This window comes from Streptomyces mirabilis, assembly GCF_039503195.1.
In the GTDB taxonomy this organism is placed as follows: Bacteria; Actinomycetota; Actinomycetes; order Streptomycetales; family Streptomycetaceae; genus Streptomyces; species Streptomyces mirabilis_D.
This window is the reverse complement of record NZ_JBCJKP010000001.1, coordinates 8,474,537-8,493,837: the sequence shown is the minus strand read 5'-3', so window position 1 is coordinate 8,493,837 and position 19,301 is coordinate 8,474,537. Positions and strand designations below refer to the sequence as shown.

The window sequence follows — 19,301 nt, the reverse complement described above, 5'->3', positions numbered from 1 at the left end:
CAGTTCCTCGGTACCCTCGACCGAACGGAGCGAGCCACAGTGAAAGTCGCCGTTCTCGGCGCCGGTGCGATCGGCGCCTACGTCGGCGCCGCGCTGCACCGCGCCGGCGCCGATGTGCACCTCATCGCCCGTGGACCGCATCTCGCGGCCATGAGGCAGCACGGAGTCCAAGTCCTCAGCCCGCGTGGCGACTTCACCGCGCGCGCCCATGCCACCGACGACCCGGCCGAGGTCGGCCCGGTCGACTACGTCCTGCTCGGCCTGAAGGCCAACTCGTACGCGGCGTGCGGGCCGCTGATCGAGCCTTTGCTGCACGACACCACGGCGGTGATCGCCGCCCAGAACGGCATCCCCTGGTGGTACTTCCACCGGCACGGCGGCCCGCACGACGGCCACCGTGTGGAGAGCGTGGACCCGAACGGCGCGGTCAGCGCGGTGCTCGCGCCCGAACGGGCCATCGGGTGTGTCGTCTACGCCGCGACCCAGCTGGAAGGACCGGGTGTCGTACGGCACTTGGAAGGCACCCGGTTCTCCGTCGGCGAGCCCGACCGCACCCTCTCCCGGCGGTGCGGGGCGTTCAGCGAGGCCATGACGGCCGGCGGTCTCAAGTGCCCGGTCGAACGGGATCTGCGCAACGACATCTGGCTCAAGCTGCTCGGCAACATCTCCTTCAACCCGATCAGCGCGCTGGCCCGCGCGACGATGCGGCAGATGTGCCTGCACGGCGGCACCCGCAAGGTCATCGAGATCATGATGACCGAGACGCTCGCGGTCGCCGAGGCACTCGGCTGCGAGGTGGGCGTCTCCATCGAACGGCGGTTGGCCGGCGCCGAGCGCGTCGGCGACCACCGCACCTCCACTCTCCAGGACCTGGAGCGCGGCAAGCCGCTCGAACTGGACGTACTGCTGGCGGCGGTCGTCGAGCTGGCGGACATCACCGGCGTCGAGGTGCCCACCCTGCGCACCGTCCACGCCATCTCGGACCTGCTCGCGCTGAGGAGCGCCGCATGAGGAAACGTGAATCGAAGATCTACGCCCGGCTCACGCACCCCCTGGTCCGTGACGCGCGCGACGAGCCCTTCCGGCGGGCCGACTGGGACGAGGCCCTGACCCGGGCGGCGGCGGGACTGAGTGCCGCCCGCGGCGCCTTCGGCCTGTTCTCCTGCGCCCGCGCGACCAACGAGATGAACTACGTGGCCCAGAAGTTCGCCCGGGTCGTGATGGGCACGAACAACGTCGACTCCTGCAACCGCACCTGCCACGCCCCGAGCGTCGCGGGCCTGAGCGCCGCCTTCGGTTCCGGCGGCGGCACCTCCTCGTACGATGAGGTCGAGGAGACCGACCTCATCGTGATGTGGGGCTCCAACGCCCGGTTCGCACACCCGATCTTCTTCCAGCACGTGCTGAAGGGGATCAGGAACGGCGCCCGGATGTACGCGGTCGACCCGCGCCGTACGTCCACGGCCGAGTGGGCGGAGAGCTGGCTCGGTCTGAACGTCGGCACCGACATCCCGATGGCGCACGCGATCGGCCGCGAGATCATCCACGCGGGCCTCGCCAACCACGCCTTCATCGAGCGGGCCACCAGCGGCTTCGAGGAGTACAAGGCGCTCGTCGAGCCCTGGACGCTGTCGCTCGCCGAGAAGGTGACGGGCGTACCGGCGGCGGCGATACGGCAGTTGGCGCACGCGTACGCACGGGCCGAGCGCGCCCAGCTGTGCTGGACCCTCGGCATCACGGAGCACCACAACGGCACCGACAACGTCCGCGCGCTGATCAACCTGTCCCTGCTGACCGGGCACGTGGGCCGCCACGGCTCCGGGCTCCAGCCCCTGCGCGGGCAGAACAACGTGCAGGGCGGCGGCGACATGGGCGCCATCCCCAACCGCCTCCCCGGCTTCCAGGACATCCTCGACCCCGAGGCGCGGCTGAAGTTCGAGTCCGCCTGGGACACCGTCATCCAGCCGCACCACGGGCTGAACCTGACGGAGATGTTCGAGGCCATGGAGGAGGGCACGCTCAAGGCCGTCTACTGCATCGGTGAGAACCCGGCGCAGTCGGAGGCCGACAGCGAACAGGCGGTACGGCGGCTCGGTGCCCTCGACTTCCTCGTCGTGCAGGACATCTTCCTCACGAAGACGGCCCAGTTGGCGGATGTCGTGCTGCCCGCGACCGCCGGGTGGGCGGAGACGGAGGGCACCACCACCAACAGCGAGCGGCGTGTGCAGCGGGTGCGCGCGGCGGTGACGCCGCCCGGTGAGGCCCGCGGGGACATCGACATCCTCTGCGACCTCGCCGCGCGCCTCGGGCACGACTGGAAGTACGCCGACGCCGAGGCCGTCTGGAACGAGCTGCGGTCGGTGTCGCCGGACCACTACGGGATGACGTACGAACGTCTGGCGGAGCACCAGGGCATCCAGTGGCCCTGCCCCGACATCGGGCGGCTCGAACCCACCTATCTGCACGGCCGGTTGTGGGCCTCGGACCCCGCCGAGCGCGGCCGGCTCGCGCCGTTCGGGATCGTCCAGCACGACCCGCCCGTGGATCTGACGGACGAGGAGTATCCGATCCGGCTCACCACCGGGCGGCGGCTCGACTCGTACAACACCGGGGTGCAGAGCGGCGGTTTCGCCTCGCCGCTGCGGCGCGGAGAGTATGTCGAGCTCTGTCCGGAGGACGCCGAGCACTACGGGGTCGTGGTGGGCGAGGAGGTCCAGGTCTCCTCGCGCCGGGGATCCGTCGTGGCACCGGTGTGGATCGACACCGCGCTGCGGCCCGGCCTTGCGTTCATGACCATGCACTTTCCCGACGAGGTGGACACCAACCAGCTGACGATCGAGGCGAACTGCCCGATCGCGGGGACGGCGGAGTTCAAGGCGTCGGCCATCCGGATCGAGAAGCTGCCGGTCACGACTCAAGTGAGGTGATGTGGTGGATCTGCACTTCGGTGACAGCAAGCCGACGGACGAGGAGCGCGCGGCGATCGACGGGCTGCTCGGTCCTCCGGAGTCCTCGTGGGAGGGCGCCGCGCGCGATGAGACGGGGGCCGCCGACCTCAGGTGGGCGCGCGGCGGCCGGGAGGCGCGCGAACGCCGCGACCTGCTGTTGCCGGGGCTGCACGCCGTCAACGACCGGATCGGCTGGATCAGCGAGGGCGCGCTCGACTACCTGTGCCGCCGGCTGACCGTGCCGCCGGCTGAGGCGTACGGGGTCGCGACCTTCTACGCGATGTTCTCGGTGAAACCGCGCCCCGCGACCGTGCTGCACGTGTGCACGGACCTCGCGTGCGCGGCGGCGGGCGCGGCGGAGCTGTGCGCCGGGGTCGAGGCCCGCCTCGGGCCCGGCAGCGGCGTCGGCGTCGAGCGCGGCCCCTGCCTGGGGTTGTGCGAGCGCGCTCCGGCGGTCCTCGCGGTCAGGGCGGGCGATCCGGTGCGTACGGCCGTGTCGGCGCCCACCACCGTCGCGCGGGCGGCGGAGACGGCGAGCGCCCCCGGCTCGGCGCCCGAGGAGCCGCCCCCGGCCTTCGCGGTGCCCCAGGCGGGCGATCCCTCCCTCGTGCTGCTGAGCCGTGTCGGTGTGGTCGACCCCGCCTCGCTCGACGACTACCGGGCACACGGCGGGTACGCCGCGCTGCGGCGGGCCTTCGCACTCGGGCCGGCCGGGGTCATCCGCGAGGTCACCGACGCGGGCCTGGTCGGGCGCGGCGGCGCCGCCTTCCCCACCGGCCGCAAATGGCAGGCCACGGCGTCCCAGCCCGACCGTCCGCACTACCTGGTGTGCAACGCCGACGAGTCCGAGCCGGGCACCTTCAAGGACCGGGTCGTCATGGAGGGCGACCCGTACGCCCTCGTCGAGGCGATGACCATCGCGGCGTACGCCGTGGGGGCGCACAAGGGATACCTCTATCTGCGCGGCGAGTACCCGCGCGCCCTGCGCCGCATGGAGCACGCCATCGGGCAGGCACGCGCGCGTGGCCTGCTCGGCGAGGACGTCCTCGGCCAGGGGTACGCCTTCGACATCGAGATCCGGCGCGGCGCGGGCGCGTACATCTGCGGCGAGGAGACCGCCCTGTTCAACTCGATCGAGGGGTACAGAGGAGAGCCGCGTTCCAAACCGCCCTTCCCTGTGGAGAAGGGTTTGTTCGGCAAACCCACTGCCGAGAACAACGTCGAGACCCTGGTGAACGTCCTGCCGATCCTGACGCGGGGGGCCGAGGCGTACGCGGCGATCGGCACCCCGGGCTCCACCGGCCCGAAGCTGTACTGCGTGTCGGGCAGCGTGGACCGGCCCGGAATCTACGAACTGCCGTTCGGGGCGACGCTGGGCGAGCTGCTGGAGTCGGCGGGCGTGCGCGAGGGGCTGCGCGCGGTGCTGCTCGGCGGCGCGGCGGGCGGCTTCGTACGGCCCGACGAACTCGACATCCCGCTCACCTTCGAGGGGACCCGGGCGGCGGGCACGACCCTCGGCTCGGGTGTGGTCATGGCCTTCGACGACACCGTCCCGCTCCCCCGCCTCCTGCTGCGCATCGCCGAGTTCTTCCGCGACGAGTCGTGCGGGCAGTGCGTGCCGTGCCGGGTCGGGACCGTACGGCAGGAGGAGGCGCTGCACCGGATCGCCGAGCGCAGGGGCGCCGCGGCGGCCGACGACGTCGCCCTGCTCAGGGAGGTCGGCCGCGCGATGCGGGACGCCTCGATCTGCGGTCTCGGGCAGACCGCGTGGAACGCCGTGGAATCCGCGATCGACCGCTTGGGGGCCTACGAATGACCGCGATACCGCTGGGAGTGCCGCGTCGGCTCGTCGAGTTCACCCTCGACGGGCAGGAGGTCAGGGTTCCGGAGGGCTCGACGATCCTCGACGCCTGCCGGGCGGCGGGCAAGGAGGTCCCCACCCTCTGCCAGGGCGACACGCTCACCCCCAAGAACGCCTGCCGGGTCTGTGTCGTCGAGCTCGAGGGCGCCCGGACCCTCGTCCCGGCCTGCTCGCGCAAGGCGGAAGCGGGCATGGAGGTGCGGACGGACACCGAGCGCGCCCGCCACAGCCGCAAGGTCGTCATCGAGCTCCTCGCCTCCTCGGTCGACTTGTCGACCACTCCGGAGGTGGCCGGGTGGATCAAGGAGTACGAGGCGAAACCGGACCGCTTCGGCCCCGGCGCGGCGCGTCTCGACGAGGAGCCCAAGATCGACAACGGCCTCTATGTCCGCGACTACGACAAGTGCATCCTCTGCTACAAGTGCGTCGACGCCTGTGGCGACCAGTGGCAGAACACCTTCGCGATCTCGGTCTCCGGGCGCGGGTTCGACGCCCGGATCGCCGTCGAGCACGATGCCCCGCTGACCGACTCGGCGTGCGTGTACTGCGGCAACTGCATCGAGGTGTGCCCGACGGGGGCACTGTCGTTCAGGTCGGAGTTCGACATGCGGGCGGCGGGTACATGGGACGAGTCGGCGCAGACCGAGACGACGACGGTGTGCGCGTACTGCGGTGTGGGCTGCAACCTCACCCTGCACGTGCAGGACAATGAGATCGTGAAGGTCACCTCCCCGCACGACAACCCGGTGACCCACGGCAATCTCTGCATCAAGGGCCGCTTCGGCTACCAGCACGTACAGAACCGGGACTGATCAGGACATGGGACGAGTCACGGAACGACGCAAGGTGATCCGCATCCGGGAGGGGGCCGTCTCCACGCGCCCCGACACGCTCGTCGCCGAGGAGCCACTGGAGATCCGCCTCAACGGGAAACCGCTCGCGATCACCATGCGCACCCCGGGCGACGACTTCGCGCTCGCGGCGGGCTTCCTCGTCAGCGAGGGGGTCTTCGGCCGGGCCGACGAAGTGCAGAACATCGTCTACTGCGCGGGCGCCACTGTCGACGGCTCCAACACGTACAACGTCGTGGACGTCCGGACCGCGCCGGGCGTCGTGCTGCCCGACATCACGCTGGAGCGCAACGTCTACACGACCTCGTCCTGCGGCCTGTGCGGCAAGGCGAGCCTGGACGCGGTCCGTACGACGGCCCGCTGGGCCATCGACGACGGCGTCGACGCTCCCCCGGTCCGGCTGGAGCCCGCTCTCCTCGCCGGCCTCCCCGACCGGCTGCGCGAGGCCCAGCGGGTCTTCGACCGGACCGGGGGTCTGCACGCCGCGGCCCTGTTCACGGAGGACGGGGAGATGCTCGACGTACGGGAGGACGTGGGCCGGCACAACGCGGTCGACAAGCTGGTCGGGCGCGCCCTGCAACGCGGCGACCTGCCGCTCTCCCGCACGATCCTGCTGGTGTCGGGCCGGGCCTCCTTCGAGCTGGCTCAGAAGGCGGTCATGGCGGGCATCCCCGTGCTGGCGGCGGTCTCGGCACCGTCCTCGCTGGCGGTGGACCTGGCCGCCGAGACCGGGCTGACCCTGGTGGGCTTCCTGCGCGGCCCCTCCATGAACGTGTACGCGGGCGAGCACCGCATCGCCCTGCGGGCCCCGGCCGCCCAGGGCTGACCGGCTCCCCGCGGCACGGCGGCGGGGCCCCGACCGGCGGGGAGCGCCCCCTGCGCCGTAAGGGCCCCGCCTCAGCCCGTCGCGACCGGGCTCACGGCTCCTCGGCCCGCGCCGGGTCGGCGAGGGGCGCGAGCGGGGCGAACGCGGTGATCAGGGGAGGGCGCCGCTCGCCTCCCAGACGAGCGGCACCTCGTCGCGCTCCGCGTCCGGCACCGGTACGCAGGTGATGTCCGGGCGCGAGTACCGCTCGGCGACGGACTCCGGTACGAGCGTGATACCGGCCCCACCCGCCACGGATTCTTCCGCAGGTCGAGGTCCACGGCCCCCCTCCGTCGTCACGGTGGCGATGCCTTCAGGGTGTCGCCACCGGCGAAGGAGGTCCTGGACGGCGGGCGTCCGGCTCGCGGTGGCGAGGCCGCCGCACGGGAGGGGGGCGGATGTGGTGGCGCTTCCTGGACACCCGGTCCCGGGGCGCGTGGACGGCGGTCAGGTACGGCGCACCGTCGATGAGGAAGTGCGGTTCCATCGCGCCCACCACGGGCCCCCGCGGGCCGGCGTCCGATGCCGGGCACGACCGTGGCGGCCGGCCTGTGCGGGGCGACGGAGTCCCTCACCCGCGCCCGAGGACGTGGCGGAGGGGCGTACCTCTGCCTGATGCGCGGCCGGTTCGGCACCGGTTCGACCGTCGTCCTGGACGGCGGCACGGTGCTGGTGCGACCGCGCGCGATCCCCTGCCTCGCTCCGTCGCGGAATCTGCCCCGCTCCGCGCCTCAGCCCGCGCTGAAGTGCACCTGCGCGGTGGTCACGACCGTGCCCAGGCGGGGGAAGTCCAGGCGGACCGACGCCTCGTGTTCGGGCGCGGTGAGGGCCGCCATCGCGTCCTCGGCGAACACGAGGTCGTAGCCGAGGTCGCCGGCGGCGCGGGCGGTGGACTCGACGCCGAGGTTGGTGGCGATCCCGCCGAACACCAGGGTGGAGATGCCGCGCTCCCGCAGCCGCTCGTCGAGACCGCTGCCCTGGAACCCGCCGATGGTCCGCTTCACGACCTCGAGGTCACCCTCCACCGCGAGCCCGGCGACGAGTCCGCTGCCGGGCGGCTGTTCGTGCAGTCCGGGCCGCTCGCCCCGGACGAGCACGACGAGCGCGCCCGCCTTGCGGAAGGTGGCCGCCAACTCCTCGGCGGCGGCGAGGACTTCGGTCCCCTTGCGGGGTTCCACGGGCAGTCCGACGATGCGCTCCATCAGATCCACGAGCACCAGGGCGGTGCGCGCGGGGTCGAGGGCGAGCCGGGGTTCGGTTTCGGGTGCGGTCATGACGGAACGTTAGCCTTCATCAGCCGTCCGTACCGGAAATCCGGATCAACAAACCCATGAACTGCTCCCGCTCGGCCTCCGAGAGCGGCGAGAGGAGCGCGTCGTTGGCCTCACGCGCCGCCCGCTCGCAGCGCGCGAGGAGGCGTGCGCCCTCCTCGGTGAGGGACACCGCGTTCTTGCGCCGGTCCCTGGGGTCGGGTTCACGCAGGACCAGGCCCGCGCTCTGGAGGTCGTTGAGAACACCGACCAGGTCCTTGGGGTCGAGCTGGATGCTGCGGCCCAGTTCGGCCTGGGCGACGGGGCCGAGATCGGAGAGGGCGGAGAGCACCACGTGATCCCACATCTTCAGACCCTCGGCAGCCAGCGCCTCGGCGACGAGGGCGCGGCCGCGGGCGGCGGTGCGGCCGAGGAGCCAGCTGGGGAGGGAGCGGATGGCGGACAGGGGCGCGGAGGCGGTCATGGGGCCAGCCTAACGAATAGCCGTTGGTCTTCCCAATGAATCTGGTATACCGTTGGGGATCCCAACGACCTGAGGGCTCACCCTCTTCCCCTGGAGGTGCGATGCGTCGCGTCCGCTACGAGCACACCGGCGGCCCCCTGTTCCTGGAGGACGTCCCCGTACCCGCCGCCGGGCCCGGCGAACTGCTGGTGCGCACCGAGGCGATCGGCGTCACCCTCCCCGTCGTCCGCAAGGTCACCGAGGCCGCGGAGCCGATCCCGCTGGGCGGCGAGATCGCGGGCGAGGTCGTCGCCGTCGGCGCGGGCGTCACCCGCTTCGCGGCGGGCGACCGCGTCACCGGACTCTGCTTCGGACACGGGTACGCCGACTACGCCCTGCTCAACGAGACCATGACCTCCCCCGTCCCGGCGGGTGCGAGCGCGGTCGACGCCGTCGCCCTCGTCCGCAGCGGACTGGTCGCGCTCGGCGCCCTGAAGGCGGCGCGCCCCGCACCCGGCGAGGCGGCGCTGATCACCGGCGCGGCGAGCGGCGTCGGCCATCTCGCCGTCCGACTCGCCCGGCTGCGGGGCGCGTCACGTGTCGTCGGGGCCGTGTCCGCGCTCACCCTCGGCAAGGCGGAGTTCGTCCGGGGGTTCGGCGCGGACGAGGTGATCGCGTACGACTCCGAGGACTGGGGCGAGCCCGTCGACTACGTTCTCGACGCGGTCGGCGGCGACCTGCTCACCCCGGCCGTCGCCGCCCTCGCCCCGGGCGGGCGGCTCGTCGCGTACAGCTCGGGCGGCGGGAGCGTGCGGGCGTACGACCTGCTGGTGGGCGCCAAGTCCGTGATCGGCTTCCAGATGGCCCGGATCGCCCGGAACGAGCCGGGGCGGTACGAGCGGTGGCGCGAGGAACTGTGGCGACTGTTCGCGGAGGGAGCCCTGCGGCCCGCCGTGCACGGGGAGTTCGCCCTGCAGGACGCGGCGGAGGCGCACGCGGCGATCGAGTCACGGAGCAACCTGGGGAAGGTGGTGCTGCGCCCCTGACAGACGCGTTCAGATTGGGCGTGAACACGACCTGTGCTCGCTTCTTGTGGGGCCGCCGAGAGCCCAAGTAGCTTCTGTGGCACACACATTGGACATCCGATGTCGGATGTCGGATGTCTGGATCCCCCTGGTTGCCCAGCCACACGAAGGGCAGGTCGCACCATGTCGGCACGTCTGCGCGCACGTCTCAGATCGACCCTGACCGCCGTCCTCACGGCCGCCGCACTGTGCGTGCTCGCGCTGCCGAGCCCCGCGAGGGCCTCCGCGACCGACGCGTCCGGTGCGTCCGGTGCGTCCGGTGCGTCCGGTGCGTCGTTCGAACAACAGGTGCTCTTCAGGGCCTCCCAGGATCCCGGCTACGCCTGCTTCCGCATCCCGGCCGTCGTGCGGAGCACCCGCGGCACCCTGCTGGCGTTCGCCGAGGGGCGCGTGCACGACTGCGGCGACGCGGGTGACATCGACATCGTCGTCAAACGGTCGACCGACGGCGGCCGGACCTGGGGACCCCTCCAGGTCGTCAACGAGGGGGCGGGCGACACCCACGGCAACCCCGCTCCGGTCGTGGACCGCGAGACCGGTCGCATCGTGCTGGCGGAGACGTACAACACGGGCCGCACGGACGGGCGCGGCTGCGACGTCCCCTGCGACCGCACCCCGCATCTCCAGTACAGCGACGACGACGGCCTCAGCTGGTCCGCACCGCGCGACCTGAGCGCCGAGATCCTCCCGGCGAACTGGAACTCCTGGTACGCGACCGGCCCTGTGCACGGCATCCAGCTGACCCGTGGCAGGCACGCCGGGCGGCTCGTCTTCGGCGTCAACACCGAGACCTGGAACGGCAGTCGGGTCACCGCCAACAACGCCGCCCTCATCACCAGCGACGACGGTGGCGACCACTGGCGGATCGGCGCGAGCGACTCCTGGCCGATCGCGGAGGACGGCACCTTCCGTCAGAAGCCGTCCGAGCTGACGCTCACGGAACGCGCCGACGGGTCCCTCCTCGTCAGCGGGCGCGAGCAGGACGGCACCGACCTCGGCCACCGCACCCAGACCGTCAGCCGTGACGGCGGCGACAGCTTCACGGCGCCCTTCCGCGACCTCCCCGGCCTCTACGCGCCCCAGGTCCAGGGCTCCGTACTCCGCCTCGGCGACCGCATGCTGCTGGCCTGTCCCGGCGACCCCGACCGCCGCAGGACCATGATGATCCGCTCCTCGTACGACGGCGGGCGCACCTGGGACAGCGTGGACCGCGGCACGGTCGTGACCACCGACTGGTCGGGCTACTCCGACCTGGTGGGGATCGGCGGCGGCGCCGTGGGGCTGCTGTACGAGGGCGGCGCGGTCGACGCACGTGACGAGGTCCGCTTCGCCCGCTTCACCGAGGACTGGCTCACCCCGCGCCGCGGCCCCGACCCGACGACCGACGACCTCGCCCGGCACGCCGAACCGGCCGCGGTCCTCGGCGGCGCCCGGGAGACGGCGGGCGTGCGCGGCGGCGCGCTGGAGTTCGACGGCGCCGACGACGCCGTACGCCTGTCGTATCAGGACCGACTCCCGCTCGGGACGAAGGACTTCACCGTGTCGCTGTGGTTCCGCTACACGGCCACCGGCGGGGAGCAGCCGCTGCTGTGGATGGGCGGGATCGGGACGACGCAGCCGCAGGTGTGGATGCGCGCCGAGCCCGCGTCCCACCGGATCACCGCCCTGATCACCACCAGGAGCGGAGCCGCGGCCCCGACCTCCGCCTCCGTGCGCACCGCGAGCGCCTACAACGACGGCCAGTGGCATCATCTGGCCCTGCGCCGGGGCGGCGGACTGCTCACGCTCTCCGTCGACGGTACGGCGGTCGGCGCCGCGGACGTGCCCGGGTCGGTCAGCCGCAACTCGCCGTTCGGGGTCCATGTCGGGCAACGGATGGACAGTCGGGCGTACTTCACGGGAGCCATCGACGAAGTACGCGTCTACGACCGCGTGTTGAACGACGACGAACTGTCCGCGCCGCCCTCCCGGGAAGTGACCCGGGACACCGTCCTGTATCTGCCCATGGACCAGGTGCGCGGCGGCCACTAACGTCCCGTCCGTGCCCGACGACGCACGAGCACGACGACGGCGGACCGGGGCCGGCCTCGGTGTCCTGCTCACCCTGGTCTGCGCGGCCGTGCTGCTCTCCGCCCTCCCCGACCACGACCGGGAGGGCGGCGGCGCGTGCACGGCCCGTACGCCGCGGTCCTGGAGCGCGGACGCTCGGCTCACGGGCGAGTTCGCGCGATACGGGGACGACGCGAGCCGTGTCGACGACTGGACCGGCGGCGACGGCACGCACTCGGTGCGGCTGCCGGACGGGCGGGTGCTGTGGCTGTTCTCGGACACGTATCTGGGCCAGGTGCACGCGCCTCCGAACCCGGTCGGCGAGTCGTACGCGTGGCGCGACACGAGTGCGCCCCTGGTGCGGAACTCGGCTGTGGTCATGGCGAAGGACGGGCGGCTGGAGACGACACTGCCGGCGCCGGTGTTCCCCGACCTCGGGCCGGGGCGGTGGCGGTGGCCGGTCGCGGCCCGTGTCGAACCGCGCTCCCCCGGTTCCTCCGAGCAGGTCGTCCGCGTCCTGCTGTGGACGCGTACCGCCGGCCAGGCTCCCTGGATCTACGGCGTGCCCACGTCCACCGAGATCGCCACGCTCTCGCTGCCCGACCTGCGGCTGGAAGGCATCACCACGGCCTTGGACCAGAGTTCCGTGACCGATCCCTCCAGGCGGGTGCTGTTCGGCACCTCGACGGTCGACGCGGGCGCGTGGACGTACGTCTTCGGCGGCGACGACGGCCAGGCCACCTCGCGTCCCGCCTCGCAGGCGTACGTGGCGCGGGTGCCGCGCGGCCGGCTCGGGCAGCCGGCGGCCTGGGAGTACTGGGACGGCGGCGGATGGGCGGTGCGGGCACGACCGGGGCCGGTGCTCGGGGACGAGCGGCGCACGGGGGTCGGCAGCGCTTTCACAGTGGTGCGGGCCGGCGGGACGTACGTCCTGTTCACGATGGCGGCGGGCACCGCGGGCCTGACGACGATCACCTCGTACTGGGCGTGCGCGCCGACCGGCCCCTGGCACGGGCCCACCCGGAGCTTCAGTCCGGCCCTGCCGCAGGGGCAGGTGGCCGCGTACAACCCGCAGGTGCACGCGGAGCTGAGCGACGGCGACCGGCTCGTCCTGAGCTATGACGTGAACTGGCTGGACACCACGGGCGGTGTCTCGGCGCAGGCGAACCTCAGTCGGAACGTGGCGCTGTACCGACCGCGATTCGTGACGCTGCGACTGGGGGAACCGGGGTCGTAGCCGCCCCGGGGTCGTGGGCGCGGCGCTTGGCGATCACCGCGCACACCATCAGCTGCATCTGGTGGAAGAGCATCAGCGGCAGCACGGCGAGCGAGGCGTGCGCGCCGAACAGCACGCTGGCCATGGGGAGTCCCGAGGCGAGGGACTTCTTCGACCCGGCGAACTGGATCGCGATGCGGTCCTCGCGGTGGAAGCCCAGCGCCTTCGCGCCGTACCAGGTGAGGGTCAGCATCACCGCGAGCAGCACGCCCTCGACCGCGAGCAGGCCCGCCAGTCGCACCGCGCTCACCTGGTGCCATATGCCCTGCACCATGCCCTCGCTGAACGCGGTGTAGACGACGAGCAGGATCGAGCCACGGTCGACGTACCCGAGGACCTTCTTGTGGCGCGTGATGAATCCGCCGATCCAGCGCCGGAGCACCTGCCCGGCGAGGAACGGCACCAGCAGTTGGAGCACGATCTTGACCAGCGAGTCCGCGGAGAAACCGCCGCCGCTGCCGCCCAGCAGTGCCGCGGCGAGCAGCGGGGTGACGACGATGCCCGCGAGGGAGGAGAAGGAGCCGGCGCAGATCGCGGCGGGCACGTTGCCGCGGGCCATGGAGGTGAAGGCGATCGACGACTGGATGGTCGAGGGGACGAGTGTGAGGAAGAGCAGACCGGTGTAGAGGTTGTGCGTCAGGAGCACCGGTTCGAGGCCGCGGGCGGCCAGGCCGAGCAGCGGGAAGACGACGAAGGTGCAGGCCAGGACGGTGCCGTGGAGCCGCCAGTGCCTGAGGCCCTCGACCGCCTCACGGGTGGAGAGCCGGGCCCCGTAGAGGAAGAAGAGGAAGGCGATGGCGGCCGTGGACGCGCCCGACGCGACGTCGGCGCCCGTGCCCTGTGCCGGGAGCAGGGCCGCGAGGCCCACTGTCCCGAGCAACAGCAGGATGTACGGGTCGATCGGCATCCAACTCGGCCACTGCAGGCGTTTCACGGTGCTCCACTGCTCAGACGTCGTACGGGGCGGCCCGGGCAAGGGTGGTCCCGGGGCGGGTCGTGCCCTCTCCATCGTCCTCTTCCGGCCAGCGATCGGGAATCCGTCATACCGTTCTGACTGTCATCGCGAATCGCGATAACCTGGCGGGTGTGTACGACCCCTCCCAACTGCGCACCTTCCTGGCGGTGGCCCAGACCCTGAGCTTCACGCAGGCCGCACGACGGCTCGGGCTGCGCCAGTCCACCGTCAGCCAGCACGTGCGCCGCCTGGAGGACGCGGTGGGACGGCAGCTGTTCTCGCGCGACACGCACTCCGTGGAGCTCACCGAGGACGGCGAGGCGATGCTCGGCTTCGCGCGCCGCATCCTGGCGGTGCACGAGCAGGCGACCGCCTTCTTCACGGGCACCCGGCTGCGCGGCCGGCTGCGCTTCGGCGCCTCCGAGGACTTCGTACTGACCCGGCTCCCCGAGATCCTGGAGGGCTTCCGGTACGACCATCCGGAGGTGGACCTGGAGCTGACGGTCGAGCTGTCCGGCACGCTGCACGAACAGCTCACGGCGGGCAGGCTGGACCTGGTGCTGGCGAAGCGGCGGCCCGAGGATCCGCGCGGCGAGCTGGTCTGGCACGACCGCCTGGTGTGGATCGGCGCGGAACGCCTGCGGCTCGACCCCGACCGCCCGGTCCCCCTGATCGTCTACCCGCCCCCGGGCATCACCCGCGCCCTCGCCTTCGAAGCCCTGGAACGCCAGGGCCGCGCGTGGCGCATCGCCTGCACCAGCGGCAGCCTGAACGCCCTCGTCGCGGCGGCCCGCGCGGGCCTCGGCGTGATGGCCCACTCGCGCGGACTGATCCCTCCCGGCCTCGTCCGCGTCCCGGACCGCGCGGGCCTGCCGGAACTGGGCGAGGTCGACTTCGTCCTGGTGCACGGACAGCGGCGTACGTCCGCACAGGGCGCGGCGGACGCCCTCGCGGCCGCGATCCTGGGCGGCGGGGACCGGCTGCTCAGGGGTGGCGGGGCTAGCGGGTCGGTCTCGCGTACGTGAGTTGCTTGATGCGGCGCAGGAACGGGGTCGTCTCGACGTGCTGGACCCCTTCGAGGGTGCCGAGGCGGCCGCTCAGGTAGGCGTAGAGGCCCGCCGTGTCACGGGCGACGGCGGTGACGCGATGTTGGAGGGGCCGGCCGTCGCCGCGGCGAAGGCGATCTCGTCGTGGGTGGCGAGGGCCCGCATGCAGGACACGCTCCCGCACGACGCGGCCCACACCCTGGCCGGCGGCGGCGCCGGGGCACTGCGCGGCCCGCTCTTCGAACACGCCCTGCGGGCCGCGTTCGTCTCGGGGCTCGACTCGGCGTCGGTGGCGGCGGGCGTGACGGGGATGGTCGCCGGTGCGCTGGTAGTGGTGTTGGTGCGGACGCCGCGCTGTGACGGACACGGCCGAGGCACCGGCGAAGCGGGCGACGGCGTCCCGCGCATGACACCGGTGAGGGCCCGGTCATGACGCCGGCGGAGCCGGTCCCGGAGCCACCGGGACCGGCTCCGGCGGTCGCCGCACAGCACGGAATCGGAGATCCCGTGTCCGGTATTCGGCGCCCCGCACCCCGTAGGAGGGTCGTACAGATTCCGTGGAGATTACGGGACCGAAACCTACGGAACCGTACGGGATTCTGTCCGGCCCTTCCCCTTGTGCGGGCATTTTCTCGGCTGACCTGTGCATATGCCGCACACACCCCCGCTCCGGCCCCCTCCCGCCCGACGGCGCGGTGGGGTAGCTTTCACGGCGCTGTGCGGAGCGCCACTAGGAGCGGGATTGCGCGAGTTCACCAACCCTCCGTTGGCGTCGGCGCCGCCGGTGGGCGGCCTGGCCGACGTCGTCTTCGACCATGCCCAGGAGGACCCGCTGCGGGCCGCGTTCGGCCGCAAGGACGAGAACGGACAGTGGCGCGATGTGACGGCCGCCGAGTTCCGTGACGAGGTCCTCGCCCTTGCCAAAGGGCTGCTCGCCCAGGGGATCCGGTTCGGGGACCGGGTCGCGATCATGTCCCGTACCCGCTACGAATGGACACTCTTCGACTACGCATTGTGGACGATCGGCGCCCACGTCGTCCCCATGTACTCGACGTCCTCGGCCGAGCAGGTCTTCTGGATGCTGCACGACGCGCAGGTGTCGGCCGCGGTGGTCGAGCACGAGGACCACGCGATGACCATCGCCACGGTGATCGACCGACTGCCCCAGCTGCACAAACTCTGGCAACTGGACTCCGGCGCGGTGCAGGAGCTCTACGAGGCGGGCGCGGGCATCGACGACGAGGTGGTGCACCGGCACCGGCGCGCCGTCACCCCCGAGTCGATCGCGACGATCATCTACACCTCGGGCACCACGGGCCGCCCCAAGGGCTGCGTCATCTCGCACGCCAACTTCATGGCCGAGGCGAGCACGGTCATCGGGCTCATGGAACCGATCTTCACCTCCAAGCGCGACAACCAGGCGTCCACACTGCTGTTCCTGCCGCTCGCGCATGTCTTCGGGCGGATGGTCCAGGTCGCGGGAGTCCTCGGGAAGGTCAAGCTGGGCCATCAGCCTCAGATGCATGCCGCCGTGCTGCTGCCCGACCTGGCCGCGTTCCAGCCGACGTTCATCCTGGCGGTGCCGTACATCTTCGAGAAGGTCTTCAACGCGGCCCGCCGCAAGGCCGAGAAGGACGGAAAGTCCGGAGCCTTCGAGAAGGCCGTGGAGGTCGCGGTCCGCTACGCGGACGCGATCGAGGCGAAGGCGTGGGGGATCGGCGCCGGGCCGTCGGCGAGCCTGCGGATGCAGCACCAGTTCTTCGACAAGGTCGTCTACACCAAGATGCGCGCCGCCATGGGCGGCCGGGTCAGACACGCGGTGTCGGGCGGCTCCGCGATGGACCGTCGGCTCGGGCTGTTCTTCGCCGGCGCGGGCATCCAGATCTACGAGGGATACGGGCTCACCGAGACCACCGCCGCCGCCGTCGTCACCCCGCCCGAGCGGACCCGGTACGGGACGGTCGGCCAGGCCATTCCGGGCACGACCGTGCACATCGCGGACGACGGCGAGATCTGGCTGCACGGCGACAACATCTTCCAGGGCTATCTGAACGACCCCAAGGCCACCGACGCCGCACTGCACGACGGCTGGCTCGCCACCGGCGACCTCGGCACCCTCGATGAGGATGGCTTTCTCACCATCACCGGGCGCAAGAAGGAGATCCTGGTGACCTCCGGCGGCAAGAGCGTCTCGCCGGGCGTCCTGGAGGAGCGCGTGCGTGACCATCCGCTGGTCGCCCAGTGCATCGTGGTCGGCAACGACCGGCCGTACATCGCGGCGCTCGTCACCCTCGACTCCGAGGCCGTCGAACACTGGCTGCAGATGCGGGGCAAGACGCGGCTGTCCCCGTCCGACCTGGTGCGCGACCCGGACCTGGAGACCGAGGTGCGGCGGGCGGTGGTCGCCGCGAACACCCTGGTCTCGCAGGCCGAGTCGATCCGTACGTTCCGGATACTGGCGAACCAGTTCACCGAGGAGCACGGGCTGCTGACGCCGTCGCTGAAGTTGAAGCGGAAGGCGATCGAGAACGCGTACGCGACGGAGGTGGAGGCGTTGTACCGGGCATGAGCCCGCTGCAACGCCTCGGTCCGGCCAGTTGACGCTCACCTTGACTAGTTGATGCTCACCTTGAAGATCTTGTCCGAGCCGTCCGCCGCTCCTCCGTTGTTGTCGCAGTTGGTGGTGGAGAGCCAGAGCTGGTCGGCGCCGGGCACCTCGGTGACCGTACGCAGCCGGCCGTAGGTGCCGACGTAGTACGCCGTCGGCGTGCCGACGTTCTCCGTGTCGCCGGTGAGGGGGATGCGCCACAGCCGTTCGCCGCGCAGGGACGCCATGTAGACGACGTTGCGGACGATCGCGATGCCGCTGGGTGACGCCTCGGAGACGTTCCAGGTCGCCTTCGGGTTGGTCATCCCGGAGACGCTGCAGCTGCCCTCACAGGTCGGCCAGCCGTAGTTGGCGCCCGGTTTGATGAGGTTGAGCTCGTCCTTGGAGCTGTTGCCGAACTCCGCCTCCCACAGGCGGCCGTTGCGGTCGAAGGCGAGGCCCTGCGGGTTGCGGTGCCCGTAGCTGTAGACGTAGTTGCCGAACGGGTTGCCGGGGGCGGCCTTGCCGTCCGTCGTCATCCGCAGGATCTTGCCGTTCAACGACGTCTTGTCCTGGGCCAGTTCGGGTGTCTGGGCCTCGCCGGTGGAGACGTACAGATAGCCGTCGGGACCGAAGGCGAGGCGTCCGCCGTTGTGGTAGCGGTTCTTCTTGATGCCCTGGAGGAGGATCGTGTAGTTGGTGAGGGAGTTGCCGTCGTAGGTCATGCGGACGACGCGGTTGCCCTCCGAGGCCGTGTGCATGAAGTACACGTAGTGGTTGGTGGCCCACTTCGGGTCGACGGCCACACCCAGCAGTCCGCCCTCGCCGTTCGTGGTGACGGCGTTCGGCACGGTTCCGACCTGGGTCCTCGTGCCGTCCTTGGTGACCCTCCAGACCCGGAAGTCGTCCCGCTCGGTGACCAGCGCCGTCTGCCCGTCGGGCATCCAGTACGTGCCCCAGGGGATCGTCCAGCCGCTGGAGACGGTCCCGATGGACGAGGGGACCCCGCCGTCGGTGGCACAGGCCTTGGTCGTGAAGGTGACCGTGTTGCTCTGCGGCGACACGTTGCCGGCCGCGTCGCGCGCCACCACGTTCAGCGTGTACGGGCTGTTGCAGGCGAGCCCGGTGAGCGTGGTCGACGTACCGGTGACGCTCTTGTAGACCGTCGTGTCGCTGCGCACGTCGTAGCCGACGACCGCCTTGTCGTCGGTCGAGGCGCCCCAGCTCAGGTCGGCGCTGGTGGCCGTGACGTTCGAGGAGGTGAGGGTGCCGGGTTTGCCGGGCGGGGTGGTGTCGGAGCTGGGCCGCGTCGTGCAGTCGACGACCGGGCTGGCCTGGGAGGCGTTGCCGGCGGCGTCGCGGGCGATGACGGTGAGGTTGTAGGTGGTGTTCGGACTCAGGCCGGTGAGCACCTTGGAGGTCGCGTCACCGGCCGCCTCGCCGAGCTTGTTGCCGTGCTCGTAGAGGTCGTACGCGGACACGCCGACGTTGTCCGTGGAGGCACCCCAGGAAAGGGTGAGGCCGTCCTCGCCGATGGCCGAGCAGCTCGGCTGGCCCGGCCGCGAGGGTGCCTGGGTGTCGGCGGCGGTACCGACGCCGACACGGTCGAGGTTGGGGCCGCCGTTCGCCGTGGTGGCGGTCGCGCGGATCTTGTTGGAACCCGCATCGAGCGGGACGTTCACACTCTTCGTCGCCCAGGTGTTCCAGTCGGCGGTGGCCGGGAAGGAGACACCGGAGGCGACGACCGTACCGTTGACGGAGAGGTCCATCGGGCGGTCGACGGTCGTGCCGTTGGCGTAGCGCAGGGCCAGCGAGGAGGTGCCGGCCGTGGCCGCGCTCACCGTGAACTCCACGTACGAGCCGGTGATGTTGGTGTAGTCGACGAAGCCGGTGCCCGTGTAGCCGGTGTGGTTGGTGGCGACGGCGCCCTGCGAGATCGTGGCGTCCTCGGCCTGGTAGTCGGTGGCCGCCTGCGCCGCCGTGCCGGTCAGCGCGACGAGCGGCACGGCCAGGACGAGCGAGAGGCACCAGGGCAGCGTTCTGTTGAGTTTCATGGGTTCGTCCC

General features: G+C 71.6%; 16 protein-coding genes and 1 pseudogene. 11 read left to right on the top strand and 6 right to left on the bottom strand.

Annotated elements, in window-relative coordinates; all coding sequences use genetic code 11:
* Window positions 1–39 precede the first annotated feature (39 nt).
* From AAFF41_RS38405 to fdhD, 5 genes are read left to right on the top strand one after another with little or no spacing between them, the layout of a single operon-like run.
* Window positions 40–1,011 carry a 2-dehydropantoate 2-reductase gene (locus AAFF41_RS38405; protein ID WP_319749520.1) on the top strand — a complete coding sequence of 324 codons (972 nt, stop codon included), beginning with the start codon at window positions 40–42 and terminating at the stop codon, window positions 1,009–1,011.
* Window positions 1,008–2,927 (top strand): molybdopterin oxidoreductase family protein, encoded by a 1,920-nt coding sequence (locus AAFF41_RS38400; protein ID WP_343325409.1) that lies wholly within the window; start codon window positions 1,008–1,010, stop codon window positions 2,925–2,927. The genes AAFF41_RS38405 and AAFF41_RS38400 overlap by 4 nt, the downstream gene beginning before the upstream one ends.
* A 4-nt stretch (window positions 2,928–2,931) precedes the next feature.
* Window positions 2,932–4,764: an NAD(P)H-dependent oxidoreductase subunit E gene (locus tag AAFF41_RS38395; protein WP_343325408.1), complete on the top strand. Its 1,833-nt coding sequence runs from the start codon at window positions 2,932–2,934 to the stop codon at window positions 4,762–4,764.
* Entirely contained in the window at window positions 4,761–5,621 is an 861-nt protein-coding gene (locus AAFF41_RS38390; RefSeq protein WP_319749523.1) for a 2Fe-2S iron-sulfur cluster-binding protein, read from the top strand. Before AAFF41_RS38395 ends, AAFF41_RS38390 begins: the two co-directional genes overlap by 4 nt.
* A gap of 7 nt (window positions 5,622–5,628) precedes the next feature.
* Entirely contained in the window at window positions 5,629–6,486 is an 858-nt protein-coding gene (gene fdhD / locus AAFF41_RS38385; protein WP_343325407.1) for a formate dehydrogenase accessory sulfurtransferase FdhD, read from the top strand.
* A 150-nt stretch (window positions 6,487–6,636) separates the two neighbouring features.
* Here the strand turns inward: fdhD and AAFF41_RS38380 are convergent, their stop codons facing one another.
* The 3 genes from AAFF41_RS38380 to AAFF41_RS38370 all read right to left on the bottom strand — a co-directional run bounded on the left by AAFF41_RS38380 (window position 6,637) and on the right by AAFF41_RS38370 (window position 8,259).
* On the bottom strand, window positions 6,637–6,780 hold the full coding sequence (locus AAFF41_RS38380) for a hypothetical protein (RefSeq protein ID WP_343325406.1): 144 nt from the start codon (window positions 6,778–6,780) through the stop codon (window positions 6,637–6,639).
* Between the two features lie 476 nt (window positions 6,781–7,256).
* Window positions 7,257–7,799 (bottom strand): isochorismatase family protein, encoded by a 543-nt coding sequence (locus tag AAFF41_RS38375; protein WP_343325405.1) that lies wholly within the window; start codon window positions 7,797–7,799, stop codon window positions 7,257–7,259.
* A 19-nt stretch (window positions 7,800–7,818) separates the two neighbouring features.
* Window positions 7,819–8,259 (bottom strand): MarR family winged helix-turn-helix transcriptional regulator, encoded by a 441-nt coding sequence (locus tag AAFF41_RS38370; protein ID WP_319749526.1) that lies wholly within the window; start codon window positions 8,257–8,259, stop codon window positions 7,819–7,821.
* A 101-nt stretch (window positions 8,260–8,360) separates the two neighbouring features.
* Here AAFF41_RS38370 and AAFF41_RS38365 point away from each other — a divergent pair, with 101 nt between their 5' ends.
* The 3 genes from AAFF41_RS38365 (at window position 8,361) to AAFF41_RS38355 (ending at window position 12,609) form a co-directional block, all read left to right on the top strand.
* Complete coding sequence (locus AAFF41_RS38365; RefSeq protein ID WP_319749527.1) at window positions 8,361–9,284, top strand: quinone oxidoreductase family protein; 924 nt, start codon at window positions 8,361–8,363, stop codon at window positions 9,282–9,284.
* 162 nt (window positions 9,285–9,446) lie between these two features.
* Window positions 9,447–11,354, top strand: a complete 1,908-nt coding sequence (locus AAFF41_RS38360) for an exo-alpha-sialidase (protein ID WP_343325404.1) — start codon at window positions 9,447–9,449, stop codon at window positions 11,352–11,354.
* A 10-nt stretch (window positions 11,355–11,364) separates the two neighbouring features.
* A complete protein-coding gene (locus tag AAFF41_RS38355; RefSeq protein ID WP_319749529.1) occupies window positions 11,365–12,609 on the top strand; it encodes a glycoside hydrolase family 183 protein in 1,245 nt (414 codons plus the stop codon).
* Here AAFF41_RS38355 and AAFF41_RS38350 read toward each other — a convergent pair.
* Window positions 12,542–13,582, bottom strand: coding sequence for a bile acid:sodium symporter family protein (locus tag AAFF41_RS38350; protein ID WP_343325403.1), 1,041 nt, complete (start codon window positions 13,580–13,582; stop codon window positions 12,542–12,544). The two genes, AAFF41_RS38355 and AAFF41_RS38350, sit on opposite strands and share 68 nt — an antisense overlap.
* A 152-nt stretch (window positions 13,583–13,734) precedes the next feature.
* Here AAFF41_RS38350 and AAFF41_RS38345 point away from each other — a divergent pair, with 152 nt between their 5' ends.
* Window positions 13,735–14,628, top strand: a complete 894-nt coding sequence (locus tag AAFF41_RS38345) for a LysR substrate-binding domain-containing protein (RefSeq protein WP_181649193.1) — start codon at window positions 13,735–13,737, stop codon at window positions 14,626–14,628.
* Here the strand turns inward: AAFF41_RS38345 and AAFF41_RS38340 are convergent.
* Window positions 14,603–14,808 (bottom strand): annotated as a pseudogene (locus AAFF41_RS38340) (Lrp/AsnC ligand binding domain-containing protein); the annotation flags it as partial. The gene AAFF41_RS38345 and the pseudogene AAFF41_RS38340 sit on opposite strands and share 26 nt — an antisense overlap.
* A 4-nt stretch (window positions 14,809–14,812) precedes the next feature.
* Here AAFF41_RS38340 and AAFF41_RS38335 point away from each other — a divergent pair.
* Window positions 14,813–15,082 (top strand): hypothetical protein, encoded by a 270-nt coding sequence (locus AAFF41_RS38335; RefSeq protein WP_319749531.1) that lies wholly within the window; start codon window positions 14,813–14,815, stop codon window positions 15,080–15,082.
* Window positions 15,083–15,391: 309 nt separating this feature from the next.
* Complete coding sequence (locus tag AAFF41_RS38330) at window positions 15,392–17,218, top strand: AMP-dependent synthetase/ligase (RefSeq protein WP_319749532.1); 1,827 nt, start codon at window positions 15,392–15,394, stop codon at window positions 17,216–17,218.
* 44 nt (window positions 17,219–17,262) lie between these two features.
* Here the strand turns inward: AAFF41_RS38330 and AAFF41_RS38325 are convergent, their stop codons facing one another.
* Window positions 17,263–19,290 carry a PQQ-dependent sugar dehydrogenase gene (locus tag AAFF41_RS38325; RefSeq protein WP_343325402.1) on the bottom strand — a complete coding sequence of 676 codons (2,028 nt, stop codon included), beginning with the start codon at window positions 19,288–19,290 and terminating at the stop codon, window positions 17,263–17,265.
* Window positions 19,291–19,301 lie beyond the last annotated feature (11 nt).